General features: G+C 63.2%; 13 protein-coding genes and 2 pseudogenes. 11 read left to right on the plus strand and 4 right to left on the minus strand.

Annotation, left to right across the window (positions count from 1 at the left end):
* The first annotated feature begins 8 nt into the window (after positions 1-8).
* The 11 genes and pseudogenes from BMG03_RS10850 to BMG03_RS10900 all read left to right on the plus strand — a co-directional run bounded on the left by BMG03_RS10850 (position 9) and on the right by BMG03_RS10900 (position 11,052).
* Positions 9-2,336, plus strand: a complete 2,328-nt coding sequence (locus BMG03_RS10850) for a nitric oxide reductase activation protein NorD (RefSeq protein WP_075774816.1) — start codon at positions 9-11, stop codon at positions 2,334-2,336.
* Between the two features lie 18 nt (positions 2,337-2,354).
* Positions 2,355-3,056 (plus strand): ribulose-phosphate 3-epimerase, encoded by a 702-nt coding sequence (rpe, locus tag BMG03_RS10855; RefSeq protein WP_075774817.1) that lies wholly within the window; start codon positions 2,355-2,357, stop codon positions 3,054-3,056.
* 112 nt (positions 3,057-3,168) lie between these two features.
* Entirely contained in the window at positions 3,169-4,077 is a 909-nt protein-coding gene (locus BMG03_RS10860) for an MBL fold metallo-hydrolase (RefSeq protein WP_075774818.1), read from the plus strand.
* A 2-nt stretch (positions 4,078-4,079) separates the two neighbouring features.
* The gene (locus BMG03_RS10865; RefSeq protein WP_075774819.1) at positions 4,080-5,036 is read left to right on the plus strand and encodes an MBL fold metallo-hydrolase; all 957 of its coding nucleotides are present in this window, start codon (positions 4,080-4,082) and stop codon (positions 5,034-5,036) included.
* 8 nt (positions 5,037-5,044) lie between these two features.
* A pseudogene (locus BMG03_RS10870) lies at positions 5,045-5,598 on the plus strand (thioredoxin family protein).
* Positions 5,595-6,257, plus strand: a complete 663-nt coding sequence (locus BMG03_RS10875; RefSeq protein ID WP_075774821.1) for a phosphoglycolate phosphatase — start codon at positions 5,595-5,597, stop codon at positions 6,255-6,257. The pseudogene BMG03_RS10870 and the gene BMG03_RS10875 overlap by 4 nt, the downstream one beginning before the upstream one ends.
* Complete coding sequence (locus BMG03_RS10880; protein ID WP_075774822.1) at positions 6,251-6,952, plus strand: HAD family hydrolase; 702 nt, start codon at positions 6,251-6,253, stop codon at positions 6,950-6,952. Before BMG03_RS10875 ends, BMG03_RS10880 begins: the two co-directional genes overlap by 7 nt.
* 48 nt (positions 6,953-7,000) lie before the next feature.
* Positions 7,001-7,864 carry an MBL fold metallo-hydrolase gene (locus BMG03_RS10885; protein ID WP_075775107.1) on the plus strand — a complete coding sequence of 288 codons (864 nt, stop codon included), beginning with the start codon at positions 7,001-7,003 and terminating at the stop codon, positions 7,862-7,864.
* A 68-nt stretch (positions 7,865-7,932) separates the two neighbouring features.
* A complete protein-coding gene (locus tag BMG03_RS10890; RefSeq protein WP_075774823.1) occupies positions 7,933-8,373 on the plus strand; it encodes a protein tyrosine phosphatase family protein in 441 nt (146 codons plus the stop codon).
* A 23-nt stretch (positions 8,374-8,396) separates the two neighbouring features.
* On the plus strand, positions 8,397-10,148 hold the full coding sequence (locus BMG03_RS10895; RefSeq protein WP_075774824.1) for a SulP family inorganic anion transporter: 1,752 nt from the start codon (positions 8,397-8,399) through the stop codon (positions 10,146-10,148).
* A gap of 139 nt (positions 10,149-10,287) precedes the next feature.
* Positions 10,288-11,052 (plus strand): helix-turn-helix transcriptional regulator, encoded by a 765-nt coding sequence (locus tag BMG03_RS10900; RefSeq protein WP_075774825.1) that lies wholly within the window; start codon positions 10,288-10,290, stop codon positions 11,050-11,052.
* Between the two features lie 85 nt (positions 11,053-11,137).
* Here BMG03_RS10900 and tsf read toward each other — a convergent pair whose 3' ends face one another.
* From tsf to hfq, 4 genes and pseudogenes are all read right to left on the minus strand, one after another.
* The gene (tsf, locus tag BMG03_RS10905; RefSeq protein WP_075774826.1) at positions 11,138-12,019 is read right to left on the minus strand and encodes a translation elongation factor Ts; all 882 of its coding nucleotides are present in this window, start codon (positions 12,017-12,019) and stop codon (positions 11,138-11,140) included.
* A gap of 74 nt (positions 12,020-12,093) precedes the next feature.
* Positions 12,094-12,860 (minus strand): annotated as a pseudogene (gene rpsB, locus BMG03_RS10910) (30S ribosomal protein S2).
* Positions 12,861-13,133: 273 nt separating this feature from the next.
* Positions 13,134-14,420 carry a GTPase HflX gene (gene hflX / locus BMG03_RS10915; RefSeq protein ID WP_075774828.1) on the minus strand — a complete coding sequence of 429 codons (1,287 nt, stop codon included), beginning with the start codon at positions 14,418-14,420 and terminating at the stop codon, positions 13,134-13,136.
* A 33-nt stretch (positions 14,421-14,453) separates the two neighbouring features.
* The gene (gene hfq, locus BMG03_RS10920; RefSeq protein WP_038060695.1) at positions 14,454-14,687 is read right to left on the minus strand and encodes an RNA chaperone Hfq; all 234 of its coding nucleotides are present in this window, start codon (positions 14,685-14,687) and stop codon (positions 14,454-14,456) included.
* Positions 14,688-14,737: the final 50 nt, after the last annotated feature.

Consider the following 14,737-nt stretch of genomic DNA (forward strand, 5'->3'; position numbering starts at 1 on the left):
CGCGTCCGATGAAGGTCGATCTCGACGATTACGCCGCCGATCTGATCAAATCCGCGCCGGAGCTGGAGGAGACCCTCGACGGGCTCTTCCACGAGGCGGCGCGGATGATGTCGCCCGCCGGGCTGAAGGATTACATGGACGGTGCGAAGGCGATGACCTCGCTCGGCAAGGGCCCCCGCCTGCTGATCTCCTATCTCGACGAGATGCCGCAGGTCGCCAAGGAATGCGGTGAGGACGTCATTCGGGACGTGGTGGGCGCGGTGCTGAAGCTGGCCTCGATGGTGTCGGGCGAAATCCTGGTGCTGATGCTCGACACGCTGCCCGGCGCCGCCAACCGCTTCGGCGATCCGGAACTGCTGCGCGGCTATCTCGCGCTGCTGCACCGGCTGGCGGCCCGTGCGCCGCGCGGCCTGCGCCCTATGTTCGGCGTGCTGGAGGAACTGCTCGCGAAACTGACGCTCTCGGGCCTGCGCCGCTGGGTGGATTTCGGGGCCGAAGCCTATCGGCGCGACCTGCCGAAACAGGCGGATTACTTCGGGCTTGTTTCTGAAGACAGCCGCGCGGTGCTCAAACAGGAACGCCGCGGCACGCTCTTCATCGACAGCCAGCGCCGGCTGAACTTCTACCTCCGCGCCTTCTGGGCCCGCGATTTCTTCCTGCGTCCCTCTGCCGCCGATTTCGAGGGGTTCCGCCCCTTCATCGAGGACGGCGCGCTGCATCTGCCCGATGCGGTGGACGGGATCAACGGCGCCTCCGGCCTCGATCTCTACCGCGCGATGTGCGCCCATATGGCGGCCCATATCGTCTATTCCGATCACGGGCTCGGGCAGGAAGCGCTGAACCCCGCGCAGATATTCCTGATCGGCATGATCGAGGATGCCCGCGTCGAATATTGCGCGACGCAGGCCTTTCCGGGGCTGCGCGCGATGTTCGACCGGCTGATGCCGGACACGCCGCAAGGGCAATACGAACACGAGACGATGTATCTGCTGGAAAAAGTCGCCCGCGCGCTCAACACGTCCGGCACCCGCACCGGTGATCTGGAGATCGACAATCTCGTCGAGACCTTCCACGGCGAGATCGCGGGCAATGCGCGCGAGACGATGTTCTCCTGGTCGCTGGGGGTCGAGCTGTTCAACCTGCTCGCACAGCGCCGCGCGGTGCCTTCCCTTCGCATTCTCGAATCTCTGAAAATTCCGTATCGCGATGACAACCGCTTCATCTGGTCGCTCTCGGATTACGATTGGTCGAACCAGAACGCCTATCAGCCCGCGCAGGGTCAGGTGCGCAAGCGCGTAGGCCTGATGGAATTCGTCAACGAGGTCGATGTCGAGACCGCGGGCGACGATGCGCAGGAGGTCTGGGTGCTGTCGTCAGAGCTGTTCCCCTACGAGGATGAGGGCGTCAGCTATAACGAGATGGAGGGCAAGGCCCCGATCTCCGACCCGTTCCATTACGGCGAATGGGATTACAAGGTGCAGTTGATGCGCCCGTCGTGGTCGACTGTCTACGAACACCGCCCGCCGATGGGCGACCCGGACGAGATCGACACGATCCTGACCGCGCATCGCGGCATCCGTCACCGGATCAAGCAGATCGTGGACCGGCTGCGCCCGCAGGGCATCTCGCGCCAGCGGCGGCTGGAGGATGGCGACGAGCTGGATATCAATGCCGCCGTCGATGCGATGGTGATGCAGCGCATCGGCATGCAGCCCGACATGCGGATCACCATGCGCAACGTCATCAACCGGCGCGATCTGGCGGTCTGCATCCTGCTCGACCTGTCGGAGAGCACCAACGAGACCGTGCGCGGCTCGGACAAGACCGTGCTGGAGCTGACGCGCGAAGCCTCGGCGCTGGTGGCCTCGGCGATCGAAGGGATCGGCGACCCGTTCGCGATCCACGGCTTTTCCTCGGATGGCCGGCACGACGTGCAATATCAGCGCTTCAAGGATTTCGAGCAGAAGCTCGATTCCGAGGTCAAAGGCCGCCTTGCGGGCATGAAGGGCGGGCTCTCGACCCGCATGGGGGCCGCGATGCGCCATGCCGCCCTTCATTTGTCCCTGCGCCCGGAAGCCCATAAACTGTTGCTGATCGTCACCGATGGCGAACCGGCCGATATCGACGAGCGCGACCCGCAATATCTGCGCATGGATGCCAAGAAGGCGGTTGCGGAACTCCAGCAGATCGGCATTAACAGCTATTGTCTGACGCTGGACCCCGAAGCCGATGCCTATGTGTCGCGCATCTTCGGGACCAATAATTACACCGTGATCGATCAGGTCGAGCGCCTGCCCGAGAAACTGCCGACCCTGTTCGCGCAACTGACGAAATGAGCCGCCAAGGAGGCCCCCATGAGCTTTGACCGTTCCATCAAGATCGCGCCCTCGATCCTGTCGGCCGATTTCGCCAATTTCGGCGCCGAGATCCGCGCCATCGAAGATCAGGGGGCCGATTGGGTCCATGTCGACGTGATGGACGGGCATTTCGTGCCGAACCTCACCTTCGGCCCGCCCGCCGTGAAAGCCTTCCGCCCGCATGTGAAGACCTTCATGGACGTCCACCTGATGATCGCGCCGGTCGACCCTTACATCGAGGCCTATGCCGAAGCAGGCGCCGACATGATCGTGGCGCATTGGGAGGCCGGTCCGCACCCGCATCGCACGCTGCAGGCGATCAAGGCGCAGGGCGTGAAATGCGGCATCTCGCTGAACCCCGGCACGCCCGCCAACGTGATCTCGGAACTACTAGACCTCGTCGATATGGTTCTCGTGATGAGCGTGAATCCCGGCTTCGGCGGTCAGAAATTCATCCCCTCCAGCATCAACAAGGTCCGCCAAGTGCGCGAAATGATTGGCGGTCGGGAGATTCACATTCAGGTGGATGGCGGCGTCGATCCGACCACGGTCGGCCCGCTGGTCGAGGCTGGTGCGGATTGCTTCGTCGCGGGCTCCGCCGTCTTCAAGGGCGGCTCGGTCGATAGGCCGGAGGTGTATGGCCAGAATATGCGCGCGATCCGCGAAGCGGCGGAGGGTGCTCTCAAAGCCGCGCAGTGAGAAACTGCCAAGCTGCAAGGAGATCGGTCGCGATCTCGTGATCTGACCGCTTGCCCTGCCGCTGCCTCTCGTTCATATTCGTGGAATTGAATACCAGCTAGGGAGGACTGGCATGACATTCACGCGACGCACCATTCTGCGCGGAGGGCTGGCCATGGGCGCCATGACAGCCCTTCCCCGGCTCAGCTTCGCCGCCCAGACCCTCGAGATGGGGTCGGCCCGGCTCGACACGCTGTCCGATGGCAATCTCGTGCTGCCGATCGGCTTTGTGACCGACAATCCGGAGGCCAAGCCGATCCTCGAGAGCTACGGCATCACCGGAGACTCGGTCGAACCGCCCTGCAACGTCACGCTCTATCGCGACGGCACCAACACCGTGCTGTTCGACGTGGGGTCGGGCAATGACTTCATGCCGTCGGCCGGCAAACTGATGGAAGCGATGGACGCGCTCGAAGTCGCCCCCGAGGACGTGACCCATGTCGTCTTCACCCATGGCCACCCGGATCACCTCTGGGGCGTGCTCGACGATTTCGACGAGCCGTTCTTCGCCAACGCCGAGCACATGATGGGCAAGGACGAATTCGAATATTGGCTCAACCCGGAGACTCTCGACACGATCGATCAGGGCCGCAAGACCTTCGCGGCAGGCGCGCTGCGTCGCCTCCAGATCCTTGAAGACCAGATTGCAACCTTTGGAGATGGCGAGGAAATCCTCCCCGGCATCTTGGCGCAGATGACGCCCGGCCACACGCCCGGTCACATGTCCTTCCACGTCAAGAACGGCGAGACGCAGGCCTTCATCGTCGGCGATGCGATCGTGAACCACTACCTCGCCTTCGCCGCGCCGGGCATGGCGGCAGGCTCCGACCAAAACCCCGATCTGGGCGCGGAGACCCGTGTCGCGTTGCTCGATCAGCTGGCGACCGACAAGCTGCCGATCATCGGCTATCACCTGCCCGAAGGCGGCCTGGGCCGGGTCGAGCGCGACGGCGACGCCTATCGCTACGTGCCGGAGGTCTGAGGGTGAAAAAACTCCTTTTGACCAGCGTCTTGGCTGGGCTTCTTCATGTGAGCCCCGTACTCGCCTCTGAAGATGTGCCGGATATGTATCCCGGTTCGGTTCTCTACTCTAAGCCCTACGAGGTGATCCCCGGCGTCTGGACCGCGATCGGGGCCACCGCGCCGCCGACCTATGAGAATTCTGGTCATAACAACAATCTCAGCTTCATCGTCACCGGCGACGGCGTGGTCGTGGTGAATTCCGGCGCGTCCTATCAACTCGCCAAGGCGCTGCATGACGAGATCAAGGCGGTCACCGATCAGCCGGTGAAGCTGGTGATCAACGAGAACGGTCAGGGCCATTCGATGCTCGGCAACAATTACTGGATCGAACAGGGCGTGCCGGTGCTCGCCCATGTCGATGCGGCGGCCGAGTTCGAACATGACGCCGGCGGCGCCTTCGAGGCGCTCAAGAGCTACGGCAAGGAAACCGCCGAAGGCACCGATCCGAAGCTGCCCACCGAGACTTTCGAGGACAAGCGCGTCATCGAGATGGGCGACATGACCATCGAAGTTATGCATCTGGGCCCCGCGCACAGCCCCGGCGACACGCAGGTCTGGCTGCCGGAACAGAAGTTCATGATCGCGGGCGATATCGCCTTTTCGGAACGGATGCCGCCGATCTTCTCGGGCACCTGCACGAGCTGCTGGATCGAGACCTTCGAGACCAAATTCGCGCCGCTGGAGCCTGCCTTCATCATCCCCGGTCACGGCCATCCGACGAATCTCGAGAAAGTCACGCGCGGAACGACGGGCTACCTGAAATATCTGCGCGGAAAGATCGCCGAACATCTCGACAATGGTGGCGATCTGGCCGAGGCCTACTACGTGGATCAGAGCCCCTACAAAAACCTCGACACGTTCGAGGAACTGGCGACGAAAAACGCGGGCGTCGTCTACGAGGAAATGGAATTCGAATAGGAGGCCGCATGGCTGTCACTCCCCCCGTCTGCGATTTCGGCTGGAAGGCTCCGGGCTTCACCCTGCCCGGCACCGATGGCAAGCAATACAGCTTTGACGACATCCGTGGTCCCAAGGGCACTCTCGTGATGTTCATTTGCAACCATTGCCCCTATGTCCAGTCAATCCTCGACCGCATCCTGCGCGATGCGGCGGAGTTGCAGAAGGCGGGATCGGCGTCGTTGCGATCTCGGCCAACGATGTCGACGAATATCCGCAGGACAGCTTCGAGAACATGGCCAAACTGGCCGAGGAGAAGGGCTTCCCCTTCCCCTATCTCTATGACGAAACTCAGGCGGTCGCGAAGGCATACGGGGCCGCCTGCACCCCGGACTTCTTCGGTTTCAACGCCGAGGACGGGCTGCAATATCGCGGCCGTCTCGATGCCTCGACCAAGCAGGCCGCCGCGGTCGACGCCAAGCGAGAACTCTACGAAGGCATGATGTTGGTTGCCGAGACCGGCGAAGGCCCGCGCGACCAGATTCCGTCGATGGGCTGCTCCATCAAATGGAAATCGGCATGAGCGACGCGCCTTCCGTCATCTTCGATCTCGACGGAACGCTGATCGATTCCGTGCCCGCGATCCATGCCGTTTCGAACGCCGTTCTGACCGATATGGGCTTCGAGCCGCTCTCGCTTCCGACGGTCCGAAGCTTCGTCGGCAAGGGCGTGCCCAACCTCGTGCGCCAGTTGCTGATCACCTCGGGCGAAGACCCGGACGGGCCGCTCTTCAATCGGGTGGAGCACGCCCTCGTCGCTCGCTACGAGACCGATGTGGAGGGCAACGTGCCCTACCCCAACGTGATCGCCGCGCTCGACCGGCTCACGGAGATGGGCTGCCGGATGGCGGTCTGCACGAACAAACCGGTCCGCCCCGCTGAAGCCGCGCTGCGCCATGTCGGTTTATGGGACTATTTCGAGCTGACGCTGGGCGGGGACTCCATGCCCACCCGCAAGCCCGAGCCGGAAATGCTGCATCATTGCCATCGGGCCCTAGGCGGCGGACAGATGATCTATGTCGGCGACAGCGAGGTCGATGCGGAAACGGCGGCGAATGCGCAGGCCCCGTTTGCGATCTATTCCGAGGGCTATCGCAAGACGCCCTTGACCGACGTGCCCCATGACGTCGCCTTCTCGGATTGGGCGATGCTGCCCGGTCTGGTGGAGGGCTGGAAATGGTAAGCGCGCTGATCTTCGACGTCGACGGAACGCTGGCCGAAACCGAAGAAGCCCATCGCCGTGCCTTCAACGAGACCTTTGCCGCACGGCGCGTGGACTGGAACTGGTCGCAGGAGACCTATCGCGAACTGCTGAAAACCGCCGGCGGCAAGGAGCGCATGGCGCGCCACCGCGAGGTCATGGGCTTCGGCCCGACCGACGACGAGATCGCCATGCTGCACGAGATCAAGACCCGCCGCTATGTCGAGATCATCACCGGCGGGCAGGTCCCGCTGCGCCCGGGCGTGGCGCGGCTGATCGCAAATGCGCGTGCCGCCGGGATGAAGCTCGCCATCGCCACGACGACGAACCGTCCCAATGTCGATGCGCTGATCCGCGCGCAGCTGGGTGCCGACCCCGATCACCTGTTCGATGCGATCGCGGCAGGCGACGAGGTCGCCGCCAAGAAACCCGCGCCCGACGTGTTCGAACTCGCGCTGAACCGGCTGCATCTGCCGCCCGAGGCCTGCATCGCCTTCGAGGATAGCGAGGTGGGCCTGCGCTCTGCGCAAGCGGCCGGGCTGCGCGTGGTCGTGACGCCCTCGGCCTATACCGATGGCGGCGATTTCTCGAGCGCGGAGTGGGTGCTCCCCGATCTCTCGTACCCCTTACCGCCCGAGATCACGGAAGGGCTGGGACAGAGTGCCGCAATTTCATAAGATCGGACTCGGCTACATATGCTGGGCAGGTTAACGGAGGCCGCCATGATCAAACCGGACGTCAAAGCTTTTTTCGACACCGCGACTTTCACCGTCTCCTATGTGGTGAAAGATCCCGGCAGCAAAGCCTGCGCCGTTGTCGATAGCGTGCTCGATTTCGACTATTCCTCGGGCCGGACGGATACCAAATCCGCCGACGAGGTGATCGCCTATGTGCAGGAGAACGGGCTTGAGGTGGAGTGGATCCTCGAGAGTCACGTCCATGCCGACCACCTTTCCGCCGCGCCCTACATTCAGGAGCGCGTCGGCGGCAAGATCGGCATCGGCGACCGCATTCAGGTCGTGCAGGACACCTTCGGCAAGATCTTCAACGAAGGCACCGAATTCCAGCGCGACGGTTCGCAGTTCGACAGGCTCTTCAAGGAAGGCGACACTTTCAGCGTCGGCGCGCTGGAGGGTCGCGTTCTGCACACGCCGGGCCATACGCCCGCTTGCCTTACCTACGTCATCGGCGATGCGGCCTTCGTGGGCGATACGCTCTTCATGCCCGATTTCGGCACCGCGCGCTGCGACTTCCCCGGCGGCTCGGCGGAGACGCTCTACGCCTCGATCCAGAAAATCTTGTCGCTGCCCGACGAGACCCGCATTTTCGTGGGCCACGACTACAAGGCACCGGGCCGCGACGAATTTGCGTGGGAGACGAGCGTGGCCGAGGAAAAGGCCCGCAACATCCATATCGGCGGCGGCAAGTCCGAGGCCGAATTCGTCAAGATGCGCACCGAGCGCGATGCGACTCTGGCGATGCCGAAGCTCATCATCCCGTCGCTTCAGGTAAACATGCGCGCGGGCCAGATGCCGCCGAAGGACGAGGACGGCAAGACCTACCTCAAAGTCCCGGTCAACGGGCTCTGAGACGATAAACCGAGAGGGCGGGAAACCCCGCCCATCTCCACCTAGAAGGCAGGATAACAGGACAGATCATGGAATTGCGCAAACTTTCCGACGAGTTCTCCGTCGCCCCGCAGATCGAACCCGAAGACGTGCCGAAGCTTGCCGAGATCGGCTTTCGCACGCTGATCATCAATCGTCCCGACGAGGAGATCGAGGACGCAGATCAGCGCTCGGACGCGATCGCCGCGCTTTGCACGACGCATGGCCTCACGCCTTACTACCTGCCCTACTATCCCGGCGAACTGAGCCTCGAACTGGTCGACAATTTCGCGACGATCATGGACGCGGCAGAGAAACCCGCCTTGGGCTATTGCCGTTCGGGCACGCGCTCGTCGCATCTGTGGGGCGTCAGCCAGGCGGGCGAGATGGAAATCGACAAGATCGTCGCGACCGCCGCCGAAGCGGGCTATGACCATTCCACGCTGGTGCCGGTGATGCAGTATTACGCCAGCCGCCGCGATCAGGCCTGATCCAGCCCTTTCGCGACGTGCCAATGCTCAAACGCTACCTGCCGATCCTAAGCTGGGGGCGCGACTACGATCGCCCGACCTTCGAGGCCGATCTGATCGCGGCGGTGATCGTCACGATCATGCTGATCCCGCAGTCGCTGGCCTATTCTCTGCTGGCCGGGATGCCGCCGGAATACGGGCTCTACGCTTCGGTACTGCCGCTGCTGATCTACGCAGTCTTCGGCACCTCGCGCCCGCTGGCCGTCGGCCCGGTCGCGGTGATCTCGCTGATGACGGCCGCCGCGGTTGGCAGGGTCGCGGCGCAGGGTACGCCCGAATATATCGCCGCCGCAGTGGCGCTGGCGTTTCTCTCGGGCGTGATGCTGGTGGTGATGGGCTTCCTGCGCATGGGCTTCATCACCGCCTTCCTCAGCCACCCGGTGCTGTCGGGCTTCACATCGGCTGTCGGTATCCTGATCGCCGCGGGCCAGATGAAGCATTTCTTCGGTATTCCGGCGGAGAGCGGCGGGATTCTCGATATTCTCGGCGGACTCTGGGCGCATCTCGGCCAGACCAATCCCTACACGGTCGTCATCTCGATCCTGTCGCTGGTCTTCCTGTTCTGGGCGCGACGTGGGCTTAAGCCGCGCCTGCTAAAGGCAGGGCTGTCCGAGCGGCTTGCGGCCATCCTCACCCGCGCCGCGCCGGTTTACGCAGTCGCCGCGACGATCCTGATCACCTGGCTGTTCGGGCTCGAGGGTCGCGGGGTCCGCGTCGTCGGCACCGTGCCGCTCGGCTTCCCGACCCCGAGCCTGCCGCCCGCCGATCTCGCGCTCTGGAAAGAACTCTTCGTCCCGGCGCTCCTGATCGCGATCATCGGCTATGTCGAGACGATCTCGGTCGCCCAGACATTGGCCGCTAAGAAACGCCAGCGCATCGATCCGGACCAAGAATTCATAGCCCTCGGCGGCGCCTCCATCGGCTCCGCGATCTCTGGATCCTTTCCGATTACCGGGGGGTTCGCGCGCTCTGTCGTCAGCTTCGAGGCCGGCGCTACGACGCCCGCCGCTGGCGCCTTCACCGCGATCGGGGTCGCGCTCGCGACCTTCACCCTGACCCCGGCCCTCTATTACCTGCCGCAAGCGACGCTCGCGGCCACGATCTTCGTCTCGGTGCTTACGCTGGTCGACATCAAGGCGCTCAAGCGCACGTTCAAATACGCCCCCCGCGAAGGTGTCGGCATGGCGCTGACGGTGCTCGTCACGCTGATCTGGGGCGTCGAGGACGGCATCGCCTTCGGCGTCATCCTCTCGATCGCGCTGCGGTTGTGGCAAAGCTCGCGCCCGCATGTGGCCGAGTTGGGCCAGGTTCCCGGCACCGAGCATTTCCGCAATATCCGGCGCCACCGGGTGAACTGCGCGCCGGGCATCCTCAGCCTTCGCATCGACGAGAGCCTGTGGTTCCCGAATGCCCGCTTCGTCGAGGAGATGATCTACGACCGGATCGCGAGCGACGAGTCCATCAAGCATGTCGTGCTGAATTGCCCCGCGATCAACCATATCGACATGTCCGCGCTCGAGGCGCTGGAAGAGGTGAACGACCAGCTCAACGACGCGGGCGTGCGATTGCACCTGTCCGAGGTTAAAGGCCCGGTGATGGACCGCCTGACGCGCTCGGACCTGATCACCCAACTAACCGGGCAGATCTACCTTACCCATTACGACGCGCTGGCGACGCTTGCCCCCGAGACCACCCAAGGTTGCGCACACGAGAGCCGTGTCGAGACCCACCGCTAAGCGTCTTCGTGCCCCACGTGGGTTGCCATGGCGCGCGAAACATAAGACATTTGAACAGGGTCACCGGCGCGGGGAAACATGCGCCTCCGGAGTAGTGTTAATGAGCTACGCGAACTAACCGATTGTGGGGTGAAACGCGATGTTATCCTTCTGTGAGGCGGTCTTACGCGCAAAATCCGTGCAGGAAATTTGGTCCCGCCATTGCCGCGAAATGGAGCGGTTCGGCTTTGACCGTTTGATCTATGGGTTCACGAGTTTCCGAAAGGGAAACAACTTCGGCCACGAAGACGATTTGTTGATCCTCTCGAACCACCAGAAGGAATATCTCGACCTCTTCATCGGAGAGGGAAAATATCGCCACGCGCCGATGGTGCAATGGGCCGCGAAGAATGACGGGCCCTGCTCGTGGCGCATTGTCGCGGACCGCGCAATGCGGGGAGAGCTGACCCCGGCAGAGATCGACGTGATCGACATCAACCACCGTTTCGGCATCCGCGCGGGTTATTCGATCGGTTTCTCCGACCCGCTCTCCTACGCGCGCGGCGCGATCGGACTCGTGGGGCGGCCGGGGCTGAGCCAGGACGACGTCGACCGCATCTGGCGCGAGAACGAACGCGAATTGATGGTGATGAACAGCCTCGTTCATCTGCGCATCTCGACCATGCCCTATTCCACCGGGCGACGCCCACTGACGGATCGGCAGCGCGAAGTCCTCGAATGGGTGGCGGAGGGCAAGACGACCGCCGATATCGCGATCATCATGGGGCTGACCCCGTCGACGGTGGAGAAACACCTGCGACTGGCGCGCGAGGCGCTGGACGTGGACACCACCGCGCAGGCGGTCATGAAAGCCTCGGTGCAAAAGCAGATTTTCCTGAACGCCTCACACGCGGCGGCGCGTTAGGTTCGCATCCCAAACCCCTGCCCCACAATGAAAAACGCCGCCCCGATCAGGGCGGCGTTTCCTATTTCAAAGAAGACGCGCGGGCTTAGTTGCCAGCTGCGGTCTTCGCCACTTCAGCGGCGAAATCTTCTTCTTTCTTCTCGATGCCTTCGCCGACTTCCATCCGGACGAAGCCGGTGATCTCGACGCCAGCTTCTTTCGCGGCCTGACCGACGGTGAGGTCGGGATTGACGACGAATTGCTGGTTCAGCAGCGTGACTTCCGCGGTGAATTTCTTCATGCGGCCTTCGATCATCTTCTCGATCACCTGCTCGGGCTTGCCCGATTCACGTGCGATGTCGATCTGAACCTGCTTTTCCTTCTCGACGACAGCCGGGTCGAGATCGGATTCGGACAGCGCGGCCGGGTTGGTCGCGGCGATGTGCATCGCGATCTGCTTGCCGATGCCGTTGTCTTCGCCCTTCAGCGCAACGAGCACACCGATCTTGCCCATGCCGTCGGCGGCAGCGTTGTGCACGTAATGCACCAGCGTGTCGCCTTCGAGGATGTGCATGCGGCGCAGGTTCATGTTCTCACCGATACGCGCGATGGCGTCGGTGATCACGTCTTCGACCTTCTTGCCGTTGAGATGCGCAGCCTTGACGACTTCGACATCTTCACCGGTTTCCAGCGCGACTTCCGCGATGTCGGAGACGAGCTTCTGGAAATCGGCGTTCTTCGCGACGAAGTCGGTTTCCGAGTTCATCTCGATCGCGACGCCCTTGCCGTTGTTGACGGCGAGCGCGACGAGACCTTCGGCAGCCACGCGGCCCGATTTCTTCGCAGCCTTCGCAAGGCCCTTGGTGCGCAGCCAGTCAACGGCGGCGTCCATGTCGCCATCGGTCTCGGTCAGCGCTTTTTTCGCGTCCATCATGCCTGCGCCGGTAGCTTCGCGCAGTTCCTTCACCTGAGCGGCGGTAATCGCCATGGTCGGATCTCCTTCAAGAACTCTGCGAGGGCGGGATACCCCGCCCTCATGTCATCTGGGTGACGGTCGCGGCCTTACTTGGCCTCGGCCTCGGCCAGCGCCTCTTCAACCGGGGTCTCGGTGAGGGCACCGACATCGACGCCCGCCGCGCCCATCTGGGCCGACATGCCGTCGAGAGCTGCGCGCGAAGCGAGGTCGCAGTAGAGCGCAATCGCACGGGCCGCGTCGTCGTTGCCCGGGATCACGTAATCCACGCCGTTCGGCGAGCAGTTGGTGTCGACCACCGCCACGACCGGGATGCCGAGCTTCTTGGCTTCCGCGATGGCGAGGTCTTCCTTGTTCACGTCGATCACGAACAGGAGGTCCGGCAGACCGCCCATTTCGCGGATACCGCCGAGCGACGCCTGCAGCTTGGCCTGGTCACGCTCCATGCCGAGACGCTCTTTCTTGGTCAGGCCTTCAGCGCCCTGCTCAAGCTTCTCGTCGATCTCGTTGAGACGCTTGATCGACTGGGAGACGGTCTTCCAGTTGGTCAGCGTGCCGCCGAGCCAGCGGTGGTTCATGTAATACTGTGCGCATTTCTCGGCGGCTTCGGCGATCGGGCGCGCAGCCTGACGCTTGGTGCCGACGAAGAGAACGCGGCCGTTTTTCGCAACGGTGTCGCGGATGACCTGCAGAGCCTGATCGAGCAGCGGAACGGTCTGCGTCAGGTCGACGATGTGGATGCCGTTACGCTCGCCATAGATGTACTGACCCATACGGGGTTCCAACGCTGGGTCTGGTGGCCAAAGTGAACGCCAGCTTCCAAGAGCTGACGCAGGGAGAATTCAGGAAGCGCCATGTCCAATTCCTTTTCCGGTTTGCGCCTGAGCGGAGGGTCTCAGGGCATATGCCCCAACCGGTGGACTTTTGGGGATGTCTCCCCCATCGGCCCGCCTCCGCCTGTGAAGTGCGCGCGATATAGACCCATCGCGCCGCCTTGGCAACCCCTACCGGTCATGGGCGTCCCCGGGAAAACCAAGGCGCGCGCGCCCGCTTCGGCTTGGTGTAAATATCCCGGGTGAATTCGCGTCAGCGAAGAGGGGCAGCGCCCCTGCCCCGTCTCCGGCCCGGCTTACAGCGCGCGGAACCGGTTGCGCTGACTGCCGGTCCATTCGACCTCGAAGGTCCACCCCTCTTCGGTCTGCGTCTCGGCGCGGATCACGTTCTGCTCGTGCAGCCAAGCGCGTTTGCGGCCATCCGCAAAGCCCAGCGTGATCTCTTCCTGATAGCGTTCTTCCGAAAGCTTCTCGTCGATCGCCGTCAGAAGCGCGTCGAGCCCCTCTCCGGTCAGCGCCGAGATCGCCTGCAGATCGGGCTCGCGTGCCTCCTGTACCAGCAGAGCGCGGCGCGGCTCGGGCGGTACGGCGTCCATCTTGTTCCAGACCTCGATCAGCGGCACTTCCTTGGCGACGCCGAGTTTGGTGAGAATGTCGTTCACATCCTCCGCCTGCTCCTCGGTCTCGGGATGCGAGATGTCGCGGACATGCAGGATCAGATCGGCTTCGAGCACCTCTTCCAGCGTCGCGCGGAAGGCGGCGACAAGCTGCGTCGGCAGGTCCGAGATGAAGCCCACCGTGTCGGACAGGATCACCTTGCGGCCCGTCGGCAGCTCCAGCCCGCGCATCGTCGGGTCGAGCGTGGCGAACAGCATGTCCTTGGCCAGCACTTCGGCCCCGGTCACGCGGTTGAACAGGGTGGATTTCCCCGCGTTGGTATAGCCCACCAGCGCCACGATCGGGAACGGCACCTTTCGGCGTGCGGCGCGGTGCAGCTCGCGGGTCTTCACGACCTTCGCAAGCTGGCGGCGCAGACGCACGATCTGCTCGTCGATGGCGCGGCGGTCGGCCTCGATCTGGGTTTCCCCCGGGCCGCCGACGAAGCCGAGCCCGCCGCGCTGACGCTCGAGGTGGGTCCAGGCGCGCACCAGCCGCGTACGCTGATAGCTCAGCGCGGCCAGCTCCACCTGCAACACACCTTCACGGGTGCGCGCACGGTCGGCAAAGATTTCGAGGATCAGCCCGGTCCGGTCGAGGAGCTTCACCCCCCATTCCTTCTCGAGGTTGCGCTGCTGCACCGGGGTCACCGGCCCGTCGATGAAGACGAGATCGACCTCGTTCTCCTCCAGCCGCGCCTTGATCTCGGCCAGCTTGCCCTGGCCGAACAGCTTGCCCGGCTCGGGCTTGCGCAGCTTCACGATCTCCTCGCCCACCACCTGCAGATGCGGCAGGGCGGCGGCGAGCGAAACCGCTTCGGCCAGCGCAAATTCGGGCAAGTGTCGCTGGCCCTCTCGCGACGGAATGTCGGGATGGATCACGTAGGCCCGCGTATCGGGCGTCTCGGTAGAGGTCGTTTCGCTCAAGATATGTATCGCTAAAGCCGCGCGCGGCGCCGCTTAGTCGTCGCCTTCGTAAAGCGAGATAGGTTGTCCCGGCATGATCGTCGAGATCGCGTGCTTGTAAACAAGCTGAGATTGCCCGTCGCGGCGCAGAAGCACACAGAAGTTGTCAAACCAGGTGATGACGCCCTGCAGCTTCACCCCGTTGATCAGGAAGATCGTGACAGGAACCTTTGTCTTGCGCACATGATTGAGAAATGCGTCTTGCAGGTTCTGTTTGTCGCCAGCCATATTATTCTTGCCCTTGTTTTTCGTATCGCGTTTCGCATCGCGCGTGATCG

This window comes from Thioclava nitratireducens (assembly GCF_001940525.2).
GTDB classification, from domain to species: domain Bacteria; phylum Pseudomonadota; class Alphaproteobacteria; order Rhodobacterales; family Rhodobacteraceae; genus Thioclava; species Thioclava nitratireducens.

Coding starts and splice junctions, on each gene's coding strand:
- BMG03_RS10850 (WP_075774816.1), top strand. CDS start 9: ATGAAGGTCGATCTCGACGATTACGCCGCCGATCTGATCAAATCCGCG.
- rpe (WP_075774817.1), top strand. CDS start 2,355: ATGAGCTTTGACCGTTCCATCAAGATCGCGCCCTCGATCCTGTCGGCC.
- BMG03_RS10860 (WP_075774818.1), top strand. CDS start 3,169: ATGACATTCACGCGACGCACCATTCTGCGCGGAGGGCTGGCCATGGGC.
- BMG03_RS10875 (WP_075774821.1), top strand. CDS start 5,595: ATGAGCGACGCGCCTTCCGTCATCTTCGATCTCGACGGAACGCTGATC.
- BMG03_RS10880 (WP_075774822.1), top strand. CDS start 6,251: ATGGTAAGCGCGCTGATCTTCGACGTCGACGGAACGCTGGCCGAAACC.
- BMG03_RS10890 (WP_075774823.1), top strand. CDS start 7,933: ATGGAATTGCGCAAACTTTCCGACGAGTTCTCCGTCGCCCCGCAGATC.
- BMG03_RS10895 (WP_075774824.1), top strand. CDS start 8,397: ATGCTCAAACGCTACCTGCCGATCCTAAGCTGGGGGCGCGACTACGAT.
- BMG03_RS10900 (WP_075774825.1), top strand. CDS start 10,288: ATGTTATCCTTCTGTGAGGCGGTCTTACGCGCAAAATCCGTGCAGGAA.
- tsf (WP_075774826.1), bottom strand. CDS start 12,019: ATGGCGATTACCGCCGCTCAGGTGAAGGAACTGCGCGAAGCTACCGGC.
- hfq (WP_038060695.1), bottom strand. CDS start 14,687: ATGGCTGGCGACAAACAGAACCTGCAAGACGCATTTCTCAATCATGTG.